The sequence below is a fragment of the Magnetococcales bacterium genome, from assembly GCA_015228935.1.
In the GTDB taxonomy this organism is placed as follows: domain Bacteria; phylum Pseudomonadota; class Magnetococcia; order Magnetococcales; family DC0425bin3; genus HA3dbin3.
Genome location: JADGCO010000001.1, coordinates 198,680 through 222,241, shown reverse-complemented (window position 1 = coordinate 222,241; position 23,562 = coordinate 198,680). Strand labels below are relative to the sequence as shown.

The following is a 23,562-nucleotide window of genomic DNA, read 5'->3' as shown; positions in this document are numbered from 1 at the left end:
AAGCTGAGGAAGATCAAGTGTCGCGCATGCGGTAACCAACACCCATTTCCGTCATGAGAAGTTGCGGATGGGCAGGGTTGCTCTCCACCTTGCGGCGAAGTTGGGCCATGAACACGCGCAGGGTATGGGTTTGATCGGCGTAAGCAACACCCCAGATTTCCTTCATGATGTGGCGATGGGTCAAGACCCGTCCGGCATTGCGGGCCAGAAGCAGCAAAAGCCGGTATTCGATGGGCGTGAGCGTGACCGGGTGGTCATTGACCCACACCTCGCGACGGCCAGGGTCCAGTCGCAACGAACCAATCGTCAACACGGCTTCTTGCGCACAGTTGGTCTGCAACAAGACCGCATGGCGCAATGCCACCCGGACCCGGGCCATCAATTCGTTGATGCCAAACGGCTTGGTCAGATAGTCGTCGGCACCGGCATCCAATGCCATGACCTTGTCATCCTCGCGGCCACGCGCCGAAATGACAATGATCGGAATGTGGCTCCACTCCCGGATTTCCTGGATAAAATGCAGGCCGTCACCATCGGGAAGCCCCAGATCGAGCAGGATGATTTCCGGCGGATGGGACGTGACGGCCAGGCGGGCTTCGCGCAGGTTTTCCGCCTCCAGGACCTGAAACTCCCTGACCGAAAGGGCCGTGCGCAAAAACCGGCGCATGTGTACCTCGTCATCCACCACCAGGATTCGGATGCCCGGGTCGCTCATGTGGGTCTCTCCGGACCGGTTGTTTCCTGACCTCCCAAAGTACATCTGGCTCTCTCCAGACCGGTTGCTTCCTGACCTTCCAGAGTGCTGACTGGAGGTTGGGGGGGATACGGCAAAAGAATGCGAAATTCGGCACCACCTGTCGGATTGGCACAAGCCCGAATGGTCCCGTCATGGGCCTGAACGATGCTCCGACAAATGGCCAATCCCAGTCCAGAACCGGGAATACCCGCCGCTGATGGTCCACGCACGAATTTTTCAAAAATATACTCTTCCTTCCCGGCGGGTATTCCCCTGCCCGCATCATGCAAGGCAATCCGAACGCCCTCCGGCTGGCTGGTGGTCGTCCAGGTGATGGGTGTCCCTGGCGGGGTATATTTAAGGGCATTGTCCAGCAGGTTGACCAACACCTGTTCGAAAAGAACCGGATCCACATAAAGAAGAGGTGTATCTTCAGCCACCTGTACCGTGACTTGACCATCCCGATACCGCTTTTCCAGGCGCACCATGGCGGAACCGACCAGCTCCTCGAACGGAATCCACTCCCGATGCAGGTGAATGGTGCCCGATTCAAGACGCACCATGTCCAGCAGATTGGTGACCAGTCGTTCCATGCGTTCGGATTCGATGCAAATGGTTTCCAGGAGTTCATGTCGTTGTTCTGGATCGAGATTTTCTGTATCATCCCGCAATGTTGTGCCGGCTCCGGTGATGGTGGCCAACGGGGTGCGCAAATCATGGGAGGCCATGCTCAGCAGGGCATTGCGCAGCTCTTCCGCCTGGGCCAGAAGTGCCGCCGCCTGGGCTTCCCGACTCAAACGCGCCCGATCCATGGCCAGAGTGGCCTGTTGCACAAATGCAACCAGTAAATGATGTTGACTGGCGGAAAAAAAATCCGGATCAAGAGTGCGAATGGCCAAGACTCCAAAAAGATGGGAAGTGATCAAAGGCAAAACCGTAATCTCTCCATCCAGGGGATTGAGCGTTCCCCGTCCTGCCGCCGTAGCATGACGGCAGCTCCAATGCAGGGTTGCCAGCATGGTTTCGGTGGGAAAAAACGTTTCCGGAGTGGCGGCAGCCAGAGTCAGATTTTCCGGGGTGTTGCCCAGAAAGAGCGCTGCATCCCCCTTGAACATGCGGGCCGCATGTTGGGTGATCACCTGGGCAGTTGCGGTATCGTCGGGCAGGGTCATGATTTCCCGGCTGAGATGGTACAGGGCATCGGTTTGTTGTTCGCGTTGCCGGGCCTCCTGCTCCTGCCGACGAATACGGCCCATCAGATGGCTGATGACCAAACCCACGGCAAACATGATGGCAAAGGTCAGAATGTGTTGCGCATCCCCGACCGTAAAAGTGAACGTGGGTGGAACGAAGAAAAAATCATAGGCAGCCACGGCCAGGGCAGCCGTGGACAACGAGGGTCGCTGGCCATACCGGAAAGCCGTCATCATGATTGGCAGAAGATAAATCATGACCAGGTCCGCCGGAAGCAGATAATGTTGTCCCAGGCAGGCCAACAGCGTGACCAGCACCACAAGCATTGCCCCAACAAGATGCCAGGTCCAGGGGGCCGGCTTGTGAACCTGCAACGCAAGAAAAGGGGATGGGGCGACTGGTGCCCCATCGATGAAATGAATGTCGATCCGGCCACTCTTGCAAATCAGATCATAGACCAGGGAAGGTCTGACAAGATCCCGCCACCGTCGCAAGGTGGGCTTGCCCACCAGAATTCTGGAAACACCATGCGCCTGGGCACAACGGATGATTTCATCACTGACCCGGTTGCCTGACAGCCGCAACGATTTTGCTCCCAGGGAGTCGGCCAGACAGAGATGATCCAGGATTCTTTGCCGATCCGCATCATCCATGGGATAGGCATCCGGGGCATCCACGGTCACCACGATCCAGGCTGCCCGCAAATCTCCAGCCAGACGATGCGCCGCATGGATCAAGCGCGCCGACGCCGGACTGGGACCCACACAGACCAGAATGCAGTCACGCTTCGCCTCTAGGGCGGATGGGTCCGGATCTGCTGCCGGAAGCTGTGCGACCGAAAGGCTCGTCATGGCTTTCTAGAGAACGATCCGCGTACCGATATCCACCACCTGTTGCGGGGGCAGATTGAAAAAAACCGAGGCGCTTTCCGCAGCCCGGGCCATGCCCAGATACAGGCGCAGACGCCAGAGGGCCATCTCTTTTTGTGGACTGGGAACAAAAGAGGCCTTGCCGACGTAGAATATGGCATCTTCCAGTACAAAGGGGAGGTCCCCAATCTGTTGGGAGCGCATCCGGCCCGGAATGTCTGGCGTTTCCATGAAACCAAAACCCAGGGTCACCTGATAAAAATGACAGAAAAGCGGGGTCACGAGCATTTTTTCATGGTCCTGGGCAAACGGCGATTCCAGAAAATGGACGTTCAGGATGATTCTGTGCGCCGGCAACATTTGAGAATGACGAGACAAATGGACCAGGGCTGTGGGGGTGATATCCGGATTGGAGGACATGTAGACGGCGGTTCCGGTTCCCTGCCAGGCTTGTTCGTGATCGAGTTGCCGCAGGAAGGGTTGCAGAGGAATGCTTTCCCGACGAATGGCACGTCCGGCGATTTGACGCCCCTGTTGCCAAGTGAACATCAAAAAGGTGATGCCAGATCCCAGCACCAATGGAAACCAGCCGCCATCGGCAATCTTGAGCAGGTTGGCGCACAGGAAGGTGCTATCGATCATCAGGAACAACCCCAACAAGAGCAGGGTACGCAGCCACCCCCAGTGAAACAGGTGCCGCAACACCAGACCAAAGGCAATCAGCGTCACAATGATCATCGTGCCCGTGACGGCGATTCCATAGGCCGAGGCCAGACTGCTGGAGTCCTTGAACGCGATGACCAGGACAACCACTGCGGCCATGAGTGTCCAATTGACGGTTGGAACGTAGATCTGACCAAATTCGTTTTCCGAGGTGTGAATGATGTTCATGCGGGGCAGAAGACCCATTTGCATGGCCTGGAAACTCGCCGAATAAGCCCCCGAAATCACCGCCTGCGAAGCAATGACCGTGGCTGCGGTGGCCAGAACGACCATTGGATAGATACCCCAGGTGGGAATGGCCAGATAAAATGGATTATGGATGGCTTCCGGGTGACCCAGAACCAGGGCACCCTGTCCCAGATAGTTCAAAGTCAATGCCGGAAAGACGAAGCCACCCCAGGCCCAGTTGATCGGTCCCTTGCCAAAATGCCCCATGTCGGCATACAGGGCTTCGGCCCCGGTGACTGCCAGGAAAACACCACCCAGAACAGGCAGGGCCCTGTCCTGGTGCATATACAAAAGCTGTATACCATAAAACGGGTTGCAAGCGCGCAAAATTTCAGGATGATGCAGAATGTTCCAAAGACCGATGAGCGCAATGGCCAAAAACCAGATGCCGACGATGGGTCCAAAAACGGCTCCCACTCTGGCCGTACCATGTCTTTGGACCACGAACAGGCCAATGATCACCACCAGGGTGGCAGGAATCACGACAGGCTTGAGCAGGGGCGTTGCCACTTCCAGTCCCTCGATGGCGCTCAGTACCGAAATGGCTGGCGTGATGACACCGTCGCCAAAAAACAGGGCCACACCACCCATGCCCAGCAGCAGAAGAATTTTTTTGCGTTGCCGATGATCTTTTTCCTGTTGCATGGCAATCGCCACCAGGGCCATGGTTCCTCCCTCGCCCTTGTTGTCCGCATGCATGATGAAAAACTGATATTTCAGGGTCAGAACGATCATCAGTGTCCAGAAGATGAGGGATACCGTGCCCAGGACCTCGTCGAAACCGGGTGCCGATCCCAGGGCCGCGAAGGTTTCCTTCATGGCATACAGCGGACTCGTGCCGATATCGCCGAAAACCACACCCGTCGCCCCGATCAACAATGCCAGAAAGCGATTGTTCGGGTCGGACCCGTGTACAAGCCTTTTCATGTAGACACCTCGCCTTGTTCCGCAACCAAAATCCCGGGGCGTCACGCACCGTGCATGACCAACTGTGTCGCCCTCTGTGGACAGGGTCGGAACTCTGGCAGGTATCAGGTCAATTGGGTGTCAATTCTGTCCTGTGGAAGGTCAGGATCGTATCAGGATTGCCATGGAACTGTTGCCGGTCAGGGTTGGTGTGGAACTCTTGCCGATGGAGGCAGCACAACATTCTGCGGCGAGAAACACCTGATTAACCCTGAATCCGGCAATTGGATCGGGAGCAATTGGGAAAAAATGAGGTAACCGTTCACCGGAATAAAAGTGATTGTTCCACTTGACAAGATCGGCCAAAAGGGATCAAATTCGATCTCATGAACAGCAACGTCGACATGGATGTCCACCCACTGATTGCCGAGAACGTGCGCTTGCGAGAAGTGATTCGGGAACAAGATGGGATAGGGAATCGGGCGAATTTGCAGAACCGAGCCGGTCCTGTGGAGAGCAAGGTCAAAAGTTTGCTCGAAGAGGGAGCTTCACGTTGAGTTCATCCTTACCTGTGAGGCACTACGCAAATGAAAACATCAACTTTCACTGCTTTAATTATATGTACTCTGATAAATTCGTCATGTGATTCGACAGATTGGGAATCTGCCGGATACAAAGATGGATATGCTGCAACTATAAATACAGCATGTAAATTTCGTGGTACTCTTGTTCACGGCAAGTACGACAACGCCGACTATGCTAGAGGGTATAGCATAGGATCTAATGCCGGTTCGATTGCTGTTGCTTCGAAAGGCTGCGACAATCTGAGATAGGGGAATTCTCGGAACATCCCACCAAATTCGGTAAGCGGTGAATCCTCCCCGTCGCTCAGTTCATTGACAGAAGAGGCTTGTCCACATTCCACGGCAGGGGTTTTTCAAAGTCATCCACCGTCTTTGCCGTGGTCAACTCTGTAATAACGTGTTTCAGATAGGCGAAAGGTGTCTTTCAGCGTCCAATAATGACCCCCTTTTAGGGGAAATCAGCGTCCAAAATTGACCCCTGTCCCTTCCGTTTGGCTCGTCCGACCCGGTTTCAGACATTGTGGTGGGGTCTCGTTGCGGGTTTTGATAAACTGGAGAGGTAAAGTCCAGGACAATCCGGGCATGGAGATGCCGTTTCCGGGTGGCCCAAGTGCCGCATCAGTGGATTTTGGGTACGGGATATCGGTGTCTCTTCTCTCGAACAGCTCTTTGAAAATTGGAATCCATGCAGCGCTGAGGCGATTTGCCTCGGACAAGGGAAAAATGAAGGAATAGAGGCTTTTGGATAGTCGCGCAACAAAGACTTGCTGGCACTGTCTGGTCGGCGAAACGCTGAAAATGCTGTTGGAACCCGTCGGCATTGAGGTGCGTTCAGAAGTCCAGGTCGTCTCTCTCCCGCCCAAGGCAGACCTGATCCTGATTCAGCGCCAGAAGAGTGGTTGGACGGAGGCGCAGCGTTTGTTCTTGGCTTTCTTGAACGGTTTGCTTTTGAACCCGTCGGACCAAGCGGCGTTTATGAAAGCAGACCACGATGGGGTGGTGCTGTCCGTCTGATTCTGCTGAACGAACTGGCGAATGAGGCCCAGAACGCGCCTTTGAAGTGTTTCTCCAGCCGACATGAGGAGCGGAAAAAGGCGTTTGAGACGATCAAACATGCAGGGTTGTTCAGGATTTCCGTCGCGTTTGAACGAACTATTGCCGGTTTAAGGAGATTGCTCATGAAGGGTTCATTGCATGATCCAGAAATGGAAGGGATCACGCCCGAGGACGTTTCCCAGCTTGGGAAGGAGTGGCTTGATTGGTTGGTAGACGTAACACCCGATGAGAAACTTGCGTCTCTGCCAAAATTTGGGCATCTCTTGGTGCAAGGCCGTCAGGAAGAGAGATGCGATGTTCTGCTTCAGATCCTCCATCGTCGCTTTCCTGACCTGCCTGCTTGGGTCAGGCAGAAGGTGCTTGCCTCTGACCTTGACGCATTGCGTGTGCTGACAGATCGTGCAATAGACGCCTGCTCGTTACAAGACGTTTTTGGGATCGAGGAAACCAGAGAAACAATATAACAGCAACATGTTGAATTAAATCATGTTATTGTATTTTTCGGCGTCCGTCAAATCTTTCCGGATTTAGACCAGGTTCCCAGGCCATCTGGATCCGGGTATGGGGCAGACGGAAACGCTCTTATGCCTTGATCCAAATCATTAAATCCTGGGGGATCTTCTCCGGTCGCATGGCCACAAGCCTGCCATTCAATTTTGTTCCACCTCACCCCCAATTCATGGGTGGGTCTGAAGAGAGACCCGACTTGAGGGGACTATGACATGGCTGGCGATTTTCCCCCGATTGATGGGTTCACCATGACGGTACAACGTTCCTTCCGTGAAAAACTCAGGAGGCAATTCAGGAATCTCCTCGTATTCTTCAGGGGTGATGATATGGGCATCAACCTGTTGCATATCGCTCTTCAAACCATTTAATTTCACGTTCATTGGCTTTTCTCATGGCCATGAAACGTACAGTGGCGTGGTCAATCAGTTGGGTGGCGTGCCCTCTCTTGGGCAGATGAAGGCGTCACCCAGGATGGATTCATCGACCGGTATGCGACCCGAGAAGGGCTGCGGGGTCACTTGGCGGCGGGCGCACTCCATCTGGATGGACTCCAGGAGCAACTCGGCCAGGGTACCATAGGGGGTCACAGGCCCGACGTTGTCGCGAATATTCTGGACCATGGGTTCGATCCAGCGACCCAGGTGATGTTCCAAAAATTTGAAGCCGGCGTCAGCGGCAATTTGCGCCTGTTCGGACCACCCTTCATTCAGGGCATACCCCTCTTTCATCAGCAACAAACTGTAAAATTCCAATTCGGTACAGAGATGATCCGGCAGATCGGGTTGGGTCGGGGAGGGTTCCACGCCAAAAGCCCGATAAAAACCGCCGATATCGGCCAGTTCCACCGGCTGACCGCCGATACGACGGGCATCGCCGTAGGAGGTTTCATGCAGGGAACACAAACCCTTGCCCAGAAAGAGACGGACATGTTCCTCCTGAAGGGCGGGTTCGGCAACCTGACTCCAGACCACCTGCAGGGCGGTCAGGGCCGGGGTGGGTTCTCTGGGAATGGATTGGATATCCGTCAGAATCTGCGCCAGATGACCTGGGTGGGGGTAGGCGAACCCCCGCGCCAGGAATCGGAAAAAGGCGGCTGCAGTCAACAGCACCTGCAACCGCCCTTCCAGATCATCCGGGCTGGAAATATGTTCCAGTTGCCCGTTCATGAATTACCCTTATTTGGCGAGAGAGACCGGCACCCAATCCGACCAGGATTTACGTGAGCCGACCTCCTTGGCACCCCCTTCCCAGACGGCAAAGGCGGTGACTGTTTGTCCACCTGGCTCCAGACGCGGCGAGTTGGTGGCTTCGGGGGCCATGGGAACGGTGATGACAACGTGCCAAGCACCATCCCTCCAGACACCATGCCCATCGGCTTCCTGGTGCTGTTTGACCGTCAAGGTGCCAAATCCTTCGGCCACCTGATCCAGCACCGGGTTGTCGCGATGTTTGGCAACCGGATTGTCCACTCCGCCAGCTCCCATGTAAGCGCGCATGTCGAAGGTATTGAGGACCTGATCCGGATAGAGGTCGGTCTGGGCATTGGGGTAGATATCGCGAATGTTGATATCCCGCTTCCGCACCAGGTCGGCCTGGAATGCGGACCGCCATTGGATGATGTTTACCCGTTCACCGGGCGCTCCCATCATCGGGTTGACCGGGGCATTGGCCCGGTAACGAACGGGCAGTTCCACGGCAACCTGATCACCGAACTGGTCCACCACCACCCGGTCGCTCTGGGTGGGGTCTTTCCATTCGAGGAGCAGGGAGAGCCAGTGGCCATTATGCACGGAGCGCACGGTCATGGCACTGACTGCCGGCTGGTTGTTGGTGGGTTCTGTCACCCCTTGGGGCTGCAAGGCGACGGTGACAGGTTTGGCCTGTGCCCAGACATTGGCATCGGGGTCCAGGACCGGTCCTTTGCTCTCCACCCGGATTGCCTGGAGCGCCCCGGCGGGCGGCGGGTCGATCTTGGTGGGTGCGGTGGCGTAGTGTATGGCGGCGCTGGCAGGCGCTGCCGGTGCTTGGGCTTCGGTCCCGGCGGCGGTGGCATTCCCCGCCATCCCGGCGATCAGGGCCGACAGCCAAAGGGCTCTGTTCCATCCGTTCATGGCTTTGTCCCCCGTCAGGTGATGTTGCTGCGATGGGTTTTGTAGGCCTCGTCATAGGCCACGCGCAGGAAAGTGGGTTCACGCATCGGAACCCGCACCAGCTCCTGCCCTTGATCGTCAAAGCCGACGGCGGTATCCCCTTCCAACTTGAAGCGGTCGATGATCATGGGCGTGGCTCCGAAGAGCAACAGTGCCGCCAGGAGCTTTTTGTCATCCACAGCCTTGCGGTAGAGTTCGACGGCCTTGCCCACACCACCACCGAACATTTGCTGCGTATAGGGCGCAGGGACATGGATCGGTGGAATGTAATAGACGTTCGGCTCCAGGCCCAACTGCGGGAAGAGCGGTTTGGCGATCTTCAGGAGATGGACCAGATAATCCAGGGGATTGTCATCCCGTGCCTTGTCGGGCGCGGAGATGAACCCTTGCAGGCGGATTTTGCCGATACAGGTGATGGTGCATTGGGTCTGCCGGCCCCCTTCCACCGCCGGATAACAGCCGACGCACTTTTCCGAGGTGCGCGTCATGCTGTTGAAGAACGGCTTTTTGTACGGGCAACCGCGCACACACTCCCGGTAACCCCGGCAGCGCATCTGGTCCACAAGAACGATGCCGTCTTCAGGTCGTTTGTAGGCCGACTGCCGGGGGCAGGCACCGACACAGGCCGGATAGGTGCAATGGTTGCAGATGCGAGGCAGATAGTGCATCCACTGCATGTGCGGCATGGTGATATAGGCCCCCTGGGTCATGTTGCCCAGGGAGTCATCTTCACTGATGTTGGGATGGGCATAATCCAGGTCGTCGGGAAGATAGCCCAGGACCCGTTCTCCTTCGGGAGCGGCTTCGAAGAGTGTTTTGCCCTTGTAGGCGGGTCCATCCACATCCTGGACCCCGAGTTTTTCGAGAATCTTCACATCCCAGCCCAGGGGATAGTAGCCGTAAGGCTTGGTTTCCACATTGTTCCAGAACATGTATTCCTGGCCTCGACTGGAGGTCCAGGTGGTTTTGCAGGCCACGGTGCAGGTTTGACACGCAATGCACTTGTTCGTGTCCATGATCATGGCAAACTGCTTTTTGGGCCGGGCTTCCGCGTAGGGGTACTCCATCTCCCGGCCGATTTGCCAGTTGTATACTTTCGGCATCGTCAGGCTCCTTGCTGGCGTCGTCGCTTGGCTTACGCCTTGGTGATCTTCACGTAACCGCCCTGAAGATACTGCTTCAGGGACGCGCTCTCATTTCCGGGACGCAGTCCCAGTTCCACCGGACGCCACTTGCCGACGCCTCCGATACCGCCATTTTCCGCTTTGGTGAATTTGGCGATGGATTCACGGGGAGCGTTGGTCACGCAGTGGACATCGACATTGAACCCCTTGGTCACCTCGTTGGTCCAGGATTTCCGGGTGATCAGGGTTGCGGTCTGGTGGGTGGGTTTGAGCCAGGAACGGGTCAGGCTCTGGTGACCACCGTAACGGAACAGGGATTGATAGTTGGTCTCGGAATTTTTGGCGATGCCATCCAGACGGGTTTCATGGGCTTTCACCGAACCGGGTGTGGCCATGTAGCCGTTGAACCACATGCGGGTAATCCCGGTCGGAGTGCCAGGATAGTAGCGGGCGCGGCACAGCAGGCGTGCCACCTTGTACTCTTCCTTGCGTTTGGGATCGTTCCAGCCCCGGAAGGGGAGGTCATTCGGATCGCCGTCCACATGGACATAATCCCCGTCTTCGATGCCCATGGCCTTGGCATCGATTGGATTGATGTCTACGTACATTTCACCGACGCTCGGCATGCGCTTGTCGCGCCGGTACATATCGCCAAAGGGTCCGAAAAGAGCCGACATGAAGTCGGTGTCAATCGGGGTGGTGTGGGCACCGTGCCGGTATTTCGGGGTGTGGAAAACGTGATCCCACCCTTTATCCTTCAACGGATGTTTGGTGGCAAGAAGCTGCTCCACCGTGTAGGTCGTGTTGCGCATCTGCCGGCTGGTATGGGTCCGATCCCCTTCCGGAATGTTCCAGTCCGGGGGCCGCTTGGGCGTGATGGCCGGATGGGCCGCCGCGACAATGGCACAGGGATCATGGAAAGTGGCATCGGAAGGTTCCCGATGCACGATCAGATTTTCGCCCGCCTCGATGAACTCCAGCTCGGGACGGTAGTACTCCAGGCGACCGGTCTTGGTATGCCAGGGGCGGGACTCCTGCACCTGTTCATAGCTGTTGATGCGCGGATAGGTCCGGGTGTTCAATAGGGCTGGAATTCCTTGTTTGGCCAGGGTTTCCAGTTCCGTGAAACGGTATCCTTTGAGCGATGTCGAACCGTCGATCATCCGTTGCAGATAGACTTCGGGCCGACCGTCGGCGATGAATTTCCACATTTGCGCAAAGCGTTCGTCACCGGTCAGTTTGGCCATTTCCTGGGCCACGTACAGATAGGTTTCGTTATCGGAAACCGTGGCATAGGAGCGTTTGACCGGGGTGCGGGGATAGGCCTGGAAGAACGGATTGGTATTGGATCCCGTGAAGTCGGGATATTTCAATTCCATCCAGGAGTCCACACCATAAACGATGTCGGAAAACTCACAGGAGGCGGTCCACCACCATTCGTTGTAGACCACGATCTCCGCCTTGGGCAGGGTATTGAAGACCACATCGTACATACCCTTTTGATTGCCGAGGCTGGAGTTGGAGTTGACCTGCCAGATGGCTTTGGTCGGGGTGGGGACATGGGCACCGACGGTGATTTTTTTGTTGCCGGCCTTCATCAGCCGTTCACCATTGGCCCAGTAGTGCATGGACTCGGGACGCAGATAGAGCTGCGGTTTGACCGCGCCATCGGGATCGAGTTGGGGATGGAACGGATTTTCCAGGGTCCAGCGGGGCACGCCGGAGAAGAGGGTGTTTTTGTAGACACCGGCGTAGCTGCCCACATTGCCGCCATGGCGACCCAGGTTGGCGGTCAAGGCGGCCACAAGCAGGATGGCCCGGTCCTTGTTGTCGTTGTTCCAGAACTGGTTGGGGCCCATGCCGGTGGCAAACAGGGTCTTGCCGCGATTTTTGGCAATATCGCGGGCCAGGGTCTGGATGCCATTTTCCGGTGCCCAGGTGATTTGGCGCACCATGGCCGGTTTCATGTTGTGGTCCAGATACTGTTTGGTCAGATCGAACACGGTACGACAGACCACTTTTCTGCCGTCCGCCAGGGTCACATCGAAACTGCCTTGCAGGGCCGGATCGATACCCAGCTTTTCAAAGTGCGACCCCACCTGGTCGTGGGTGACGGCCACGGCGGCATTCTTTTTGGCGTCCCACATGACAAAGTCGCCAAACTCGCCTGCCAGGGCTTCCGGAATCTGCACACCCCTCTGGGCCGGGGTGGGACCGGGTTTTTCACCTTTTGGAATCACCTGGGTCCAGTTTTGCAAGGCGCTGTTTTTGTGGCCGGCGAATACATCCTTGGCTTGCAGACGATCCAGGGTATCCATCCGCACCAGGGTGGGCAGATCGGTATACCGCTTGACGAAGTCGGCATCGTAGAGATTCTCGGCGATGATCACCTGGGCCAGACCGAGGGCAAAGGCCGGATCGGTGCCGGGGCGAATCACGAGGACATCATCGCACTTGTTGGCCGTGGAGGAGTATTCCACGGTCACGGCGACGGTCTTGGCTCCCTTGAGACGGGCTTCGGAGAGCCAGTGACCATCCGGCATCTTGGTTGAAATCCAGTTCATGCCCCAGGCAATGATGAGGCCGGCATTTTCCGAATCGAACAATTCGAAGTCATTGGTTTGATCACCCGTCACCATGGGATGGCCGGGGGGAAGGTCGGTATGGAACGAATAGGAGTCCCAGGAACCGGAGCCTTTGGCCTCTTCCTCGGGAACCTTGCGCAGGTGAGCATCCAGCAGGGCCATGGAGTTGCCCATGCGGAAGGCACCGAAGATGCGCAAAGCACCCTGCATGGCCATGCCACCCCGGAATTTGGTCACCCGGGTTCCGGCCCCGCCGACCGCTTCCACCATGTCGGGATCATACCCCTGGGCCAGCAAATATTTTTTGCCCTGATCACCGGTATAGGTCTTGGAGATGTTATAAAGGGATTTGGCGTGATACTGGGCAGCTTCCTGGGCGGTCACTTTCACCCAGGAGTCCCAGCCCCGGCGCATCAGGGACGGGGGAGCCGCACCCGTGGCCGGATCACGCGGGAATCCCTGGTCCACCCACTCCTTGAACCCTTTGCGCAGAAACGACCCATTGACACGCCGATCACCGTAGAAACGGCGGGCAAGAACCAGACCCTTCTGGCAGCAGCGGGGATCCCAACGATGGGTTGCCTGGTTGCCGTAGAGGTCCTGCGCCTTGCCGTACCCATAGGTCGGCTCGATACGCACAATGACATCGTTCTTGACGAAGGCATTGAGAAGGCAGTTATGGGTATCGTTCGGGCAGCACATGAAGACGAATGTCTTGTCATGCCGAAAAATATCCCGATAAATCCGTTCCCAATCGCGATTGGGGTACGCGGCCAGGGGGTTCTCCACCTGGACCGGGGAGAGGTAGCGGAATCCCGCCATCACCTCTCCTGGCACAGCCAGAGTCCCCAATCCGGCGACACCCACCGCCTGAAGGAAACGCCGCCGTGACAACTGGTTCGTTTCTGAACTCATTTCGTCTGCCTCCCGAAGCCTGTGTCCTCTTTTCGCGGACCGTGTGTGACGACGGCCCGCATCCATGTTTCACATGCTTGACCTTTTGAACATCACCAACCACCCAACATGCACCGGATCCCTTTTTACGCCAGAATCAGGAAAACCGGACCCGGATCACGTTAAGACCACTGAAAAAAATCACTATAACGGAATCTTGACAAAATTCACCACAACAGATCTGAACGCAAACGGCAATGGACGACCAACCAACAGATACGCAAGACTCCCTGTGTGCAGCACTTTCGACTTCGGCCTCACAGCGAGCAGGGCAACAGGTTCAGGATCCTGCCCGATGGTGCGGCCCGTTGTCCACACAAAATATAAGGGAAACTTGATCCAGATCAATTTCCATGCATTTTTTCACTTGGCTCTTTCAGGTAGTGATATTTGAGCAATTTTGGATTTTGACGACTGGAACCTGGCTCTGAATTGACAATCCTGGGACAAGTTTTTCCAGAAGGTATTGCCATCAAGGGATCCTCACGCCAAGGGATCCACACGCATGGAAGAGACAGTGACCGGGATGCGCATCCCGCAAAACCCTTACCTGCAAAATTCAGAAAACTTTGAGTGGAAGGTTTGCTGTATTCCGCAACAAATCTCTGAAAGTTTGGAAACTTGGAGAAAGGTTTTTATCAACATCCATGTGTGGCGAAATCTTGTTGGCAAGTTGGGTCTTGAACTCTCCCGATTCACATCGACCTCTCTTGGACAGTGACGCTGGATCCTTGCCAAGGGTGACACGCACCAACAATTCCCATGTACCGCATATACTGTCCTGGACGTAACCACCTACCAAAACACTTTGTTTTCTGGCCTCTGGAAAAGCTGTAAACAGAGCCGTCATGTCTCCCAGATACCAGGCTTCCAGCTCTTCAATGGCAAAACAGACGAGAAGGTTGGGCATGGGATTAATTCCAGCCACAAGGCATGCCATCTGAGTACAAAACAAGGCCTGATCTTTATCATCCAGGTCAAGCAGAACCACAACGATTTCATCTTCTTTTAAAGCTTGTCCGTAGGCCTTCAGTTTGGTGGGCAGTTGGCCCAGCAAAGTTTCCGCAGATTTGACCACGGTATGGGGAGCCGTGGAAAGTGAGCCGATGCCTTTATGTTTGTGGATATACCACATGTGTGGATGTTCCCGAGGACCAAGAATTCCAGGCAGCAGATACCATAGGGCAGTTTTGTCGGAGATTCCCTCGACAAGGATATGAAATTTCATCTCACGTCCGTCCAATCGTCCATGTAGTCGCTGTACCACAGGTTTCCCAGGGGAATACCCTCATTGACCATGTTCACGATGACTGGGTTGTCGCTGGCATGAGAAAGAGTAGCGAAACCATTGTCCTGTTTTTCCAGGATCCACGTCTCTGCAGGTGTCAGTGCATCGACGAAGTAGGGCTGGTGAGTGGTGATGAAAAGCTGTGGCGGCTTTGGCATCCTTTCCGCGTGGGCACGGAACTCGCGAGCCAGATCTTCCAGCAGTTTGTGATGCAGGCCGTTTTCCGGCTCTTCGATACAGATGAAGGGAGGCGGTTCAGGATCTTCCAGGAGCAGCATGTATGCGAAGAGTTTCAGGGTACCATCAGACATTTGGGGAGCAAAAAAGGACGTGGTGAACCCCTTGTCAAAAAATTGCAGATAAACGTTTTTGGTCACCGAATCCACATAGGGCGTAATACGTCCAATGCCCGGAATTTTCCGCCCGATACGATCCAGTACTTTTTCGAAGCGCTTTTTGTCCCTGGTATACATATGGTGGACCACATTGCCGAGATTTTCTCCGCGCAGATCAAGGTGCGTCTCGGGTTTGAACTTGGGCGTCTGACGGGCAGCGTCAGGAGTAAAGTAGCTCAAGTACCAACCCTTGATAAAATTGCGGAATCGGGTGACGCGGGGATGATCTTTGATATGTTCTGCCAGGGTCGTGATGGCCAGCCGACCGGGATTGAGGGTGACAGCCATTTTGTCCCCTGCCTCGTCTCCTTCCACGCTTTTCTGGCCTGCCCATGCGTATCCCCGGCCGAAGGTCAGATCAAGGAAGGGATAGGGGCGACCATACCTCTCTCCAAGGCGGCGTTGCCGCAACTTTTCCGATGCCACGCAGGCCTCGCCGGTTTTTGGATTGCGGCCAATGGAAATCTCGTAGGTAATGGGTCTTTCGTTTTGTGCTTCCCGGTAATAGACGACGAAATCCAGGGTGGCGTTTGGATCATCCTGCACGTCAACTGAAAGAAGTTTGTCCAGTCCGCCACGCCAGCCTACGTTGCAGGCAGTTTCCACATCCATCTCCATGCAGTCAGCCAGAAAGCCAAAAGCATCGAAAAGGGTACTCTTGCCAGCACCATTCCTGCCAATAACCACTACCAGAGGTGTCAGTTCATCAACATCCTTGTAGTCAGGATCGGTGCCAATTCTGCCCATCGTGATGTCTTTGAGGGCACGATAGTTACGAATGCGAAGTCCTTCGATCATAGCCATGGTGCGCGTTCCATACCAAACAGGATGTGAAGCTTCTATCGAAGAGTGTATAGCCAGGCAGTGGTTGTCATCAATGTGAAAAGCATTCTTCTTCAGCACACCGCTAATATTCATCTCATCGCCTGGCATCAGGCTTGCCAGACAGCCCACGCTTGGCCTGATTTATGCTTTTTCCTCGGCAGGGCACCTATTTCAAGGCAACAGAAACACAACCCGGGCTGGTTCCCAGGCTGTTGTCCGGAAAATCCTGCCTGGCAGCCACGGGAAATAATTGCCTGTGGCCGGCAAAGGAGAACAATACTTTGGCAAACAGGGTGAGGCAACGCGATGCAGACCGAATGGGATTATTCCAACCTGGCCCAGGCCTACTTGAAACGTCCGGATTATGCGGCATCCGCCATCGATGAAATGCTGGCCCTGGCGGGGTGTCGTCCGCCGGCGGTGGTCTGTGACGTGGGGGCGGGCGTGGCCCACCTGACCTTGCAGCTTGCCGGACGGGGCTTGACGGTGCAGGCCGTGGAACCCAACGACGCCATGCGCGCCCTGGGTCGGGAACGAACCGCGCACCTGCCCCGCGTGCAATGGTCAGAAGGAAGCGGCGAACAGACCGGACAAGAGTCTGGACGTTTCGACATGGTCACTTTTGGTTCGTCGTTCAATGTCACGGATCGCCCGGCTGCCTTGCGGGAAAGCTGCCGCATTCTCAAAAAACGGGGCTGGTTTGCCGCTCTGTGGAATCATCGTGATCTCGATGATCCCTTTCAACAAAAAATTGAACAAATCATTCGCGATACCATTCCGGATTACGACTATGGCACCCGCCGCCAGGATCAGACGGAAGTGATTCGAGAGTCGGGCCTGTTCGGCGAGGTGATACGCATGGAGGGAACCATCGTGCATGCCCAAACCCCGGCGGACCTGGTCGAGGCCTGGCGCTCGCATGCCACGTTGCAACGGCAGGCCGGTGCCCGCCTGCCGGCCATCATCCAGGCCATTGAACGTCTGGTGACGGAAACCGGTCAGCAAGCCATTCCCATTCCCTACACCACACGCATCTGGATGGCCCAGGCCAAACTGTAACCGGTTGGTCCATTCCGGTTTGGCATAACGGTTTTCGTGAGGTTGCCCATGGCCATGCAATTCGGTACCAAGGCAGAAACACTGGCGTTGCTGGAACCCGTTCTCAAGAGTGCCCGGATTCTTCCGCAATACCGGTTTACCGCCCGGCAGTGGCGGGAAACACCGGGCAGGGTCAGGCAGGAAATCCTCGGGCATGCCTGGTCGCAGGGACCCTTGATCGTGCGCAGTTCTGCCCGGGCAGAGGATACGGAGAGCGGTTCCCTGGCCGGTCACTTCACCTCGGTGGGCAATGTGGTGAGCCAGGATGACTTGAGTCTGGCCATTGACCAGGTGCTGGCCTCTTTTGCCGCCGGTTCCCAGGATGACCAGATTTTTGTCCAACCATTTTTATCATCTGTCCATGTGAGCGGCGTCGCCTTTACGCGAGATCCCAACACAGGGGGCCATTATAACGTCATCAACTACGATGCCCATACGGGAAAGACGGATGGGGTGACCTCCGGGGCCGGCCAACACTTGCAAACGTTGTATCTGGCCCGCAATGCCCCCGAACTGCCGTCAGAACCCTGGCAAGGTTTGCTCCGCCTCCTGCAAGAACTGGAAACCCTGTTTGCCCGCGATACCCTGGATGTGGAATTTGCCGTGGCTGGCAATGGGGAGTTGTATCTGCTCCAGGTGCGACCCCTGCATCGCGCCGGGGGATTTACCGGTGATGCCGCAACCAGCCGGCAGGTCCTGCAACAGATCCATCGAAAAATCACCTCCCACACACAACCCCATCCCTATCTTTACGGGCGACGTTCCATCTTTGGCATCATGCCGGACTGGAATCCCGCCGAAATCATCGGGGTGCGGCCACGCCCCCTCGCCTTGTCCCTCTACAAGGAACTGGTGACCGATCACATCTGGGCCTACCAACGGGACAACTACGGCTACAGAAATCTGCGCAGTTTTCCCCTGCTGATCGATTTTGCCGGTCTGCCCTACATCGATGTCCGGGTCAGCTTCAACTCGTTCGTGCCGGCAGACGTACCGGAAACTCTGGCCGAACGTCTGGTCAACCACTACATCGACCGTCTGGAGGAAAATCCCCATCAACATGACAAGGTGGAGTTCGAGGTCATCTACTCCTGTTATACCTTCGATCTGCCGGAACGACTCACGGTACTGCACGAGCATGGTTTTTCCCGACAGGATACCCGGGCACTGGAACAGAGCCTCAGAAAATTGACCAACCGGATCATCGGCGAAGAAGCCGGCCTCTGGAAAGGGGACATCCGGCGCGTGCAGGAACTCGAAGAGCGTCGGCAAAAAATTGCCTCCAGCAACCAGGACACTCTCGCCAAGATCTACTGGATTCTTGAGGATTGCAAACGGTATGGAACCCTCCCCTTTGCCGGTCTGGCCCGGGCCGGTTTCATTGCCGTGCAAATGCTGAAATCCCTGGTGCAGGTCGGCGTCCTGTCAGCCCGGGATCATGCCGCCTTCATGACCTCCCTGCAAACCGTCAGTTCCCGCCTGGGAGAGGATTTTCATACCCTGAGCCGGGAAGCTTTTCTGGCCCGTTATGGACATCTGCGTCCCGGTACCTACAACATTCTCTCCCCGCGTTATGACGAAGAGCCGGATCTTTACTTCGACTGGTCCACCAGGAAGGGTGAAACCTCCAGTAAAATTCCTCCCCCCCGGGAAAACCGGGACCCCTTCTCCCTGACGTTGGGAAAAATGGAGGGGATCCTGAGCCTGCTGAAAAAACATGGTATCGATCATGACGTTCTCAGCCTGTTCCGGTTTATCCAGGGTGCCATCGAAGGACGGGAACAGGCCAAATTCATCTTTACCCGGAGTCTGAGTACTGCCTTGCAGTTGTTCGAAACATATGCCCGCGACCATGGCTTCAGCCGCGAGGATGCCTCCTTTGCCGATATCGGCCTGATTCATCGCCTCTATGCCGGGAGCGAGGATCCGGAAACCGTCCTGGCCCACACCATTGCGGAGGGACGGCGGCGACATGTCCTCACCCAGAGTCTCTCCCTGCCGCCCCTCATCGTCCGTCCGGATGATGTCTATCAATTCCAACTGCCCGTGGACCACCCCAATTACATCACCCTGGAACATGTCGTGGGTCAGGTGGTCCGGGAGGATGCCGAGCATGCCCGGTTGCCGGGCAATGTGATCATGATTTCGCACGCCGACCCCGGCTATGACTGGATTTTTTCCCATGGCATTGGCGGTTTCATCACCGAATTTGGCGGCGTCAACTCGCACATGGCCATCCGGGCCGGAGAACTGGGCATTCCTGCCGTGATCGGGGCCGGGGAAATCCTGTTCCGGGAGTGGTCACAAGCCCGGGTCCTGGCCATGGATTGCGCCAACCGGCAGGTACGGATCATGGGATGACCTGCATCGCCGTCACCCAGAGAGTCGATCTGCACCCGGCAACGGGGGAACGGCGCGATGCCCTGGATCAGCGCTGGGTGGCGTTTTTGCGGCTTTGCGGTATTTTGCCGCTGTTGTTGCCGAACCATGCGGCCACTGCCCTCGACCTGTTGCAAGCCTGCCGACCCCAAGGCATTCTGTTGACCGGTGGCAATACCCTGGCAGCCTTGCAGGGCGATGCCCCGGAACGGGATGCCCTGGAGTTTGCCCTCCTGCCATGGGCCAGGGAGCGACACATCCCGGTCCTGGGTGTCTGTCGCGGCATGCAGGTCCTGATGTCACATCTGGGTCTGACCTTGCAGCGGGTGCAGGGACACGTCCAGCCCCAACAAAATATCCGCATCCGGGGCAACTGGGAAACCGTCAACAGTTTCCATGAGTTTGGATTCCAGATTGTCGATCTGGCCCATGACCAGAAAAATTCCGTTTTTCCCCTCCAGACCGGCAAAGAGACTCTGCATGTCTGGGCCTGGGCCGTGGATGGCGTCATCAAGGCCATCCGGCACCCGGCAGAACCTCTTTGCGGCATCATGTGGCATCCGGAACGCATCACCCCTTTCCGGCACCAGGATGTTGTTTTATTCGCGAGTGTGTTTGGCAGCCATCTGCAATTGAAACATGACCCGGTTGACCAGCGTCACATGGAAAATTTTAATAAATCAGATCGTGACCAAAGCCGTTGTATGTAATGACGACACATCTTGCTTTGACATGATTCGCATTTTCGGTGTTATGATATTCCCATGACGAAAGCTCAAAAAGTTCTCCAGAAAATGCGGAACAGTGCCCGTGACTGGCGAATTGAGGAAATCAAGACTCTTGCCGAGCGATATGGAATGATCGTGCGAAATCCTCGTGGAAGCCATGTGATTTTTTCTCATCCCAGTGTCACAGAAATTTTGAGTATTCCAGCTCACAAACCGTTGAAACCAGTCTATATTTTCAAATTAGTCGAAATGATCGACACAATCGAGAATGCAAAATGAACGAACCAAACTTTCCCTTCATGATCCGTCATCTGAAAAAGGAAGAAGGTGGTGGTTATCTGATCGAATTTCCCGACCTGCCCGGTTGCATGTCTGATGGAGAAACGGTCGAAGATGCCTTAGCCAATGGCAGGGAAGCCATGCTCTCCTGGTTGGATGTGGCTGAAGAACAAGGACGGATAATTCCGGAATCGAACATCATCAAGCCGGGTGAATAACATGATCCCAGGAAGTTTTTGACACCATGGACACCAGAGGCATCATTCTGGCCGCCGGTCGCGGCAGTCGTATGGGAACCTTGACCAACACGCAACCCAAATGTCTCCTCTCGTTGGGAGGCCGTACCCTCCTTGACTGGCAATTGGCGGCCTTCCGGGATGCCGGCATCACCCGGGTGGCCATCGTCACCGGTTATCAGGCAGAACAGTTGGCAACCAGGGTCCCCGACACCTTCCACAATCCCGCCTGGGCCACCACCAACATGGTCCTCTCCCTGACCTGTGCCCGTGACTGGCTGACCCGATTTCCCTGTATCGTCTGTTATGCCGACATCACCATGGAAGCCGCCATGCTGCACAAGCTGAATGCCACCCGTGCCGAACTGGCCATCACGTCGCATACCTGTTGGCGAAAAATCTGGGAAGCCCGCTTTGCCAACCCGCTCCTGGATGCCGAAACCTTCTGTACCGACCCGGATGGCTACCTCCTCGACATCGGCGGTCGCACCGATGACATCGAACAGATTCAGGGCCAGTTCATGGGCCTGCTGCGCTTTCAACCCGGCGGTTGGGAGCGCGTGGAACACGTTCTCCACACCCTCCCCGCCCCCGACCGCCAACGCCTGGACATGACCGGTCTGCTGATCCGCCTCATCCGGACTGGCTGGAAAATTCCTGCCGTTCCGGTCACCGGTCTCTGGATGGAACTGGATCGGATCGAAGATAAATTTCTCTATGATCAATTGTTTGAGAGTGGAGACATGGGAATGTTTCACGAGATTGTTCCAGGCAGACTCCATTCGAATTGACACATGAAAACATCCGGATAATTGGCAGAAAATTTGCGTAGTCTCAAGATGGCGGGCAACACCAGGATATGAACAGAAGCTGCATGTCAAAGGCAGCATTCCGGACGCCCTGGGCTGAGGACCTGATTTTACAGAGGTTCTCAAGTTGCGACTGTCTGGCCACCTTGTCAATTGATTGGCGAAGATGTCTGCCTGCAAATCTGCCACTTCCCTGTCGCTGTATCTGTTGGGCTGGATACTCCTTCTGATCCTGCCGGCTGGCTGTATTGTCAAACCGCAGGCCTTGACCGAGGCAGAGCAGGCCCGGCTCGTCGAGGCCGATGAGCTTAAAATGTTCGAAAACCAGCCCCCCCTCCCGGAAACCGTGACCATCTATGATGCCATGGCCCGGGCCATCAGCTTCAATCTTGATCACCGTCTGAAGTTGATGGAAGAGATGCTTTCCAGAAATCAACTGGACCTGACCCGGGCGGAGCTGCTGCCCGGGTTGCTGGCTTCGGCGGGCTATACGAGCCGCTCCAATGCGGCGGCTTCCAGCAGCCAATCGGTCCAGAGTGGCAGCATTTCCCTTGAGTCCTCGACCTCGCAGAATCGGGATCATGAACAGATCGACCTCTCCATGACCTGGAATGTCCTGGATTTTGGCGTCAGCTATTTCCGGGCACGCCAGGAGGCGGACCGGTTGCTGATCACCGAAGAGCGGCGGCGCAAGGTGATTCAAAACCTGACCCGGGAAATTCGTTACGCCTTCTGGCGTGCCTGGGGGGCACAAAACCTGGCCCAAGAGATTACCGATGCCTTGCAACAGGCCGAAGAGGCCCGTGTTGCCCTGGAGCAAATCGCCCAGGAACGTCTGCGTCCCCCTCTGGAGATATTGCGCTATCGACGTTCGATTCTGGAAATTGTGGTGCAGTTGGAAAAATTGCGTGACGACATGGCCATGGCCCGCATCGAGTTGTCTCCCTTGATGAACGTGCCACCGGGAAAAACCTTCAAACTGGCCGCCACTGAACCCCCCCTGACCGCGTTCCCCTCTGACATGCCCCTGGCCGCCCTGGAACGACTGGCTCTGCGCAACCGCCCGGAGTTGCGTGAAGAAAATTATCAGGCCCGTATCAGCAGCGAGGAGACCCGCAAAGCCATCGCCCGCCTCTTTCCCGGCCTGGAAATGAGCCTGACCGGCAATTATGAAAGCAATACCTTTCTGGTCAACCAGAGCTGGGCGGAAGCGGGCTTGCGCATCTCCTGGAACCTGATCAATCTGGCCACGGCCCCCTGGCGGTTGCAATGGGCCAGATCACAGGAAGCGGTGACCGAAACCCGTCGCCTGGCCCTGCACATGGCCATTTTGAGTCAAACCCATATTGCCTGGCGGCAATATCTCACCGCCTTGCAACAGTATCGCCGGACCATGGATCTCAGCACCATCGACCAGGCAATCCTGCACCATGTGACCACGCAACAAAACAACGCCGCCGAAAACCGCCTGGAACAAATCCGCAACAAGGTCAAAGCCGTTTTGACCCGCCTGCAACAAAATCAAGCTCTTGCTCAACTGGAAAATGCCCTGGGTCAACTTCAGGTGGCCGTGGGAGCCGATCCGGTTGCCATGAACACCACCGACAATGATCTGAAATCCCTGAGTGAAAACATTGAAAAAAATCTGACTGAATGGGAAAAAGCCCTGATACAGGTTCCCGGTCCTGAACCCACGACAGTGCCCAATTCCCGGGCTGATCTGATCGAACGGGTCCGCAAACTCCTGCAAAAGTCCATGGAACGCATCCAGGCAACCCCACGGCATGAACCGGAGACATTCATTCTGGATATCCCATCGCCCACCTTTCCTCCAGCGAACCAATCCGCTACCCTGAACAATCCGTCAAGGCCCCTGCCTGTCCAAGAAGGGGTCAACCCACCTTGA

The 23,562-nt window shown here is 56.0% G+C and carries 18 protein-coding genes; 8 read left to right on the top strand and 10 right to left on the bottom strand.

What is annotated here, in order from left to right; translation table 11 throughout:
* Positions 1–13: 13 nt before the first annotated feature.
* Genes HQL65_01050 through HQL65_01040 form a run of 3 tightly spaced genes read right to left on the bottom strand, consistent with a single transcriptional unit; the run spans position 14 to position 4,677 of the window.
* Positions 14–715, bottom strand: a complete 702-nt coding sequence (locus tag HQL65_01050) for a response regulator (GenBank protein ID MBF0134798.1) — start codon at positions 713–715, stop codon at positions 14–16.
* Complete coding sequence (locus HQL65_01045) at positions 712–2,781, bottom strand: DUF4118 domain-containing protein (protein ID MBF0134797.1); 2,070 nt, start codon at positions 2,779–2,781, stop codon at positions 712–714. Before HQL65_01045 ends, HQL65_01050 begins: the two co-directional genes overlap by 4 nt.
* Before the next feature lie 6 nt (positions 2,782–2,787).
* Positions 2,788–4,677, bottom strand: coding sequence for a potassium transporter Kup (locus HQL65_01040; protein MBF0134796.1), 1,890 nt, complete (start codon positions 4,675–4,677; stop codon positions 2,788–2,790).
* Between the two features lie 1,462 nt (positions 4,678–6,139).
* Here HQL65_01040 and HQL65_01035 point away from each other — a divergent pair.
* Positions 6,140–6,760 (top strand): hypothetical protein, encoded by a 621-nt coding sequence (locus HQL65_01035; GenBank protein ID MBF0134795.1) that lies wholly within the window; start codon positions 6,140–6,142, stop codon positions 6,758–6,760.
* Between the two features lie 213 nt (positions 6,761–6,973).
* On the opposite strand, the gene HQL65_01030 is transcribed toward HQL65_01035, so the two are convergent.
* The 7 genes from HQL65_01030 to HQL65_01000 form a co-directional block, all read right to left on the bottom strand.
* Entirely contained in the window at positions 6,974–7,186 is a 213-nt protein-coding gene (locus HQL65_01030) for a hypothetical protein (protein MBF0134794.1), read from the bottom strand.
* Between the two features lie 42 nt (positions 7,187–7,228).
* The gene (locus HQL65_01025) at positions 7,229–7,972 is read right to left on the bottom strand and encodes a molecular chaperone TorD family protein (GenBank protein ID MBF0134793.1); all 744 of its coding nucleotides are present in this window, start codon (positions 7,970–7,972) and stop codon (positions 7,229–7,231) included.
* A gap of 9 nt (positions 7,973–7,981) precedes the next feature.
* Positions 7,982–8,917 (bottom strand): hypothetical protein, encoded by a 936-nt coding sequence (locus HQL65_01020; GenBank protein ID MBF0134792.1) that lies wholly within the window; start codon positions 8,915–8,917, stop codon positions 7,982–7,984.
* 14 nt (positions 8,918–8,931) lie between these two features.
* Positions 8,932–10,059, bottom strand: coding sequence for a dehydrogenase (locus HQL65_01015; GenBank protein MBF0134791.1), 1,128 nt, complete (start codon positions 10,057–10,059; stop codon positions 8,932–8,934).
* A gap of 32 nt (positions 10,060–10,091) precedes the next feature.
* Positions 10,092–13,580 carry a molybdopterin-dependent oxidoreductase gene (locus tag HQL65_01010; protein MBF0134790.1) on the bottom strand — a complete coding sequence of 1,163 codons (3,489 nt, stop codon included), beginning with the start codon at positions 13,578–13,580 and terminating at the stop codon, positions 10,092–10,094.
* 598 nt (positions 13,581–14,178) lie between these two features.
* On the bottom strand, positions 14,179–14,847 hold the full coding sequence (locus HQL65_01005) for a DUF4276 family protein (GenBank protein ID MBF0134789.1): 669 nt from the start codon (positions 14,845–14,847) through the stop codon (positions 14,179–14,181).
* A complete protein-coding gene (locus tag HQL65_01000) occupies positions 14,844–16,106 on the bottom strand; it encodes an AAA family ATPase (GenBank protein ID MBF0134788.1) in 1,263 nt (420 codons plus the stop codon). Before HQL65_01000 ends, HQL65_01005 begins: the two co-directional genes overlap by 4 nt.
* Before the next feature lie 327 nt (positions 16,107–16,433).
* Here HQL65_01000 and HQL65_00995 point away from each other — a divergent pair, with 327 nt between their 5' ends.
* From HQL65_00995 to HQL65_00965, 7 genes are all read left to right on the top strand, one after another.
* Entirely contained in the window at positions 16,434–17,186 is a 753-nt protein-coding gene (locus HQL65_00995; protein ID MBF0134787.1) for a methyltransferase domain-containing protein, read from the top strand.
* A 48-nt stretch (positions 17,187–17,234) separates the two neighbouring features.
* On the top strand, positions 17,235–19,586 hold the full coding sequence (locus tag HQL65_00990) for a phosphoenolpyruvate synthase (protein MBF0134786.1): 2,352 nt from the start codon (positions 17,235–17,237) through the stop codon (positions 19,584–19,586).
* Positions 19,583–20,314, top strand: a complete 732-nt coding sequence (locus HQL65_00985; GenBank protein ID MBF0134785.1) for a gamma-glutamyl-gamma-aminobutyrate hydrolase family protein — start codon at positions 19,583–19,585, stop codon at positions 20,312–20,314. Before HQL65_00990 ends, HQL65_00985 begins: the two co-directional genes overlap by 4 nt.
* Before the next feature lie 54 nt (positions 20,315–20,368).
* On the top strand, positions 20,369–20,611 hold the full coding sequence (locus HQL65_00980) for a type II toxin-antitoxin system HicA family toxin (GenBank protein ID MBF0134784.1): 243 nt from the start codon (positions 20,369–20,371) through the stop codon (positions 20,609–20,611).
* Positions 20,608–20,829: a type II toxin-antitoxin system HicB family antitoxin gene (locus HQL65_00975; protein ID MBF0134783.1), complete on the top strand. Its 222-nt coding sequence runs from the start codon at positions 20,608–20,610 to the stop codon at positions 20,827–20,829. Before HQL65_00980 ends, HQL65_00975 begins: the two co-directional genes overlap by 4 nt.
* Positions 20,830–20,855: 26 nt before the next feature.
* Entirely contained in the window at positions 20,856–21,638 is a 783-nt protein-coding gene (locus HQL65_00970; protein MBF0134782.1) for a phosphocholine cytidylyltransferase family protein, read from the top strand.
* A 184-nt stretch (positions 21,639–21,822) separates the two neighbouring features.
* Positions 21,823–23,562, top strand: a complete 1,740-nt coding sequence (locus HQL65_00965; protein ID MBF0134781.1) for a TolC family protein — start codon at positions 21,823–21,825, stop codon at positions 23,560–23,562.

What these genes read in the sequence shown, in the direction of transcription:
- HQL65_00980 (MBF0134784.1), top strand. Translation starts at nt 20,369, where the DNA reads ATGACGAAAGCTCAAAAAGTTCTCCAGAAAATGCGGAACAGTGCCCGT.
- HQL65_01015 (MBF0134791.1), bottom strand. Translation starts at nt 10,059, where the DNA reads ATGCCGAAAGTATACAACTGGCAAATCGGCCGGGAGATGGAGTACCCC.
- HQL65_00965 (MBF0134781.1), top strand. Translation starts at nt 21,823, where the DNA reads ATGTCTGCCTGCAAATCTGCCACTTCCCTGTCGCTGTATCTGTTGGGC.
- HQL65_00990 (MBF0134786.1), top strand. Translation starts at nt 17,235, where the DNA reads ATGGCCATGCAATTCGGTACCAAGGCAGAAACACTGGCGTTGCTGGAA.
- HQL65_01040 (MBF0134796.1), bottom strand. Translation starts at nt 4,677, where the DNA reads ATGAAAAGGCTTGTACACGGGTCCGACCCGAACAATCGCTTTCTGGCA.
- HQL65_01050 (MBF0134798.1), bottom strand. Translation starts at nt 715, where the DNA reads ATGAGCGACCCGGGCATCCGAATCCTGGTGGTGGATGACGAGGTACAC.
- HQL65_00985 (MBF0134785.1), top strand. Translation starts at nt 19,583, where the DNA reads ATGACCTGCATCGCCGTCACCCAGAGAGTCGATCTGCACCCGGCAACG.
- HQL65_00995 (MBF0134787.1), top strand. Translation starts at nt 16,434, where the DNA reads ATGCAGACCGAATGGGATTATTCCAACCTGGCCCAGGCCTACTTGAAA.
- HQL65_01010 (MBF0134790.1), bottom strand. Translation starts at nt 13,580, where the DNA reads ATGAGTTCAGAAACGAACCAGTTGTCACGGCGGCGTTTCCTTCAGGCG.
- HQL65_00975 (MBF0134783.1), top strand. Translation starts at nt 20,608, where the DNA reads ATGAACGAACCAAACTTTCCCTTCATGATCCGTCATCTGAAAAAGGAA.
- HQL65_01000 (MBF0134788.1), bottom strand. Translation starts at nt 16,106, where the DNA reads ATGGCTATGATCGAAGGACTTCGCATTCGTAACTATCGTGCCCTCAAA.
- HQL65_01005 (MBF0134789.1), bottom strand. Translation starts at nt 14,847, where the DNA reads ATGAAATTTCATATCCTTGTCGAGGGAATCTCCGACAAAACTGCCCTA.
- HQL65_01045 (MBF0134797.1), bottom strand. Translation starts at nt 2,781, where the DNA reads ATGACGAGCCTTTCGGTCGCACAGCTTCCGGCAGCAGATCCGGACCCA.
- HQL65_00970 (MBF0134782.1), top strand. Translation starts at nt 20,856, where the DNA reads ATGGACACCAGAGGCATCATTCTGGCCGCCGGTCGCGGCAGTCGTATG.
- HQL65_01030 (MBF0134794.1), bottom strand. Translation starts at nt 7,186, where the DNA reads ATGAACGTGAAATTAAATGGTTTGAAGAGCGATATGCAACAGGTTGAT.
- HQL65_01025 (MBF0134793.1), bottom strand. Translation starts at nt 7,972, where the DNA reads ATGAACGGGCAACTGGAACATATTTCCAGCCCGGATGATCTGGAAGGG.
- HQL65_01020 (MBF0134792.1), bottom strand. Translation starts at nt 8,917, where the DNA reads ATGAACGGATGGAACAGAGCCCTTTGGCTGTCGGCCCTGATCGCCGGG.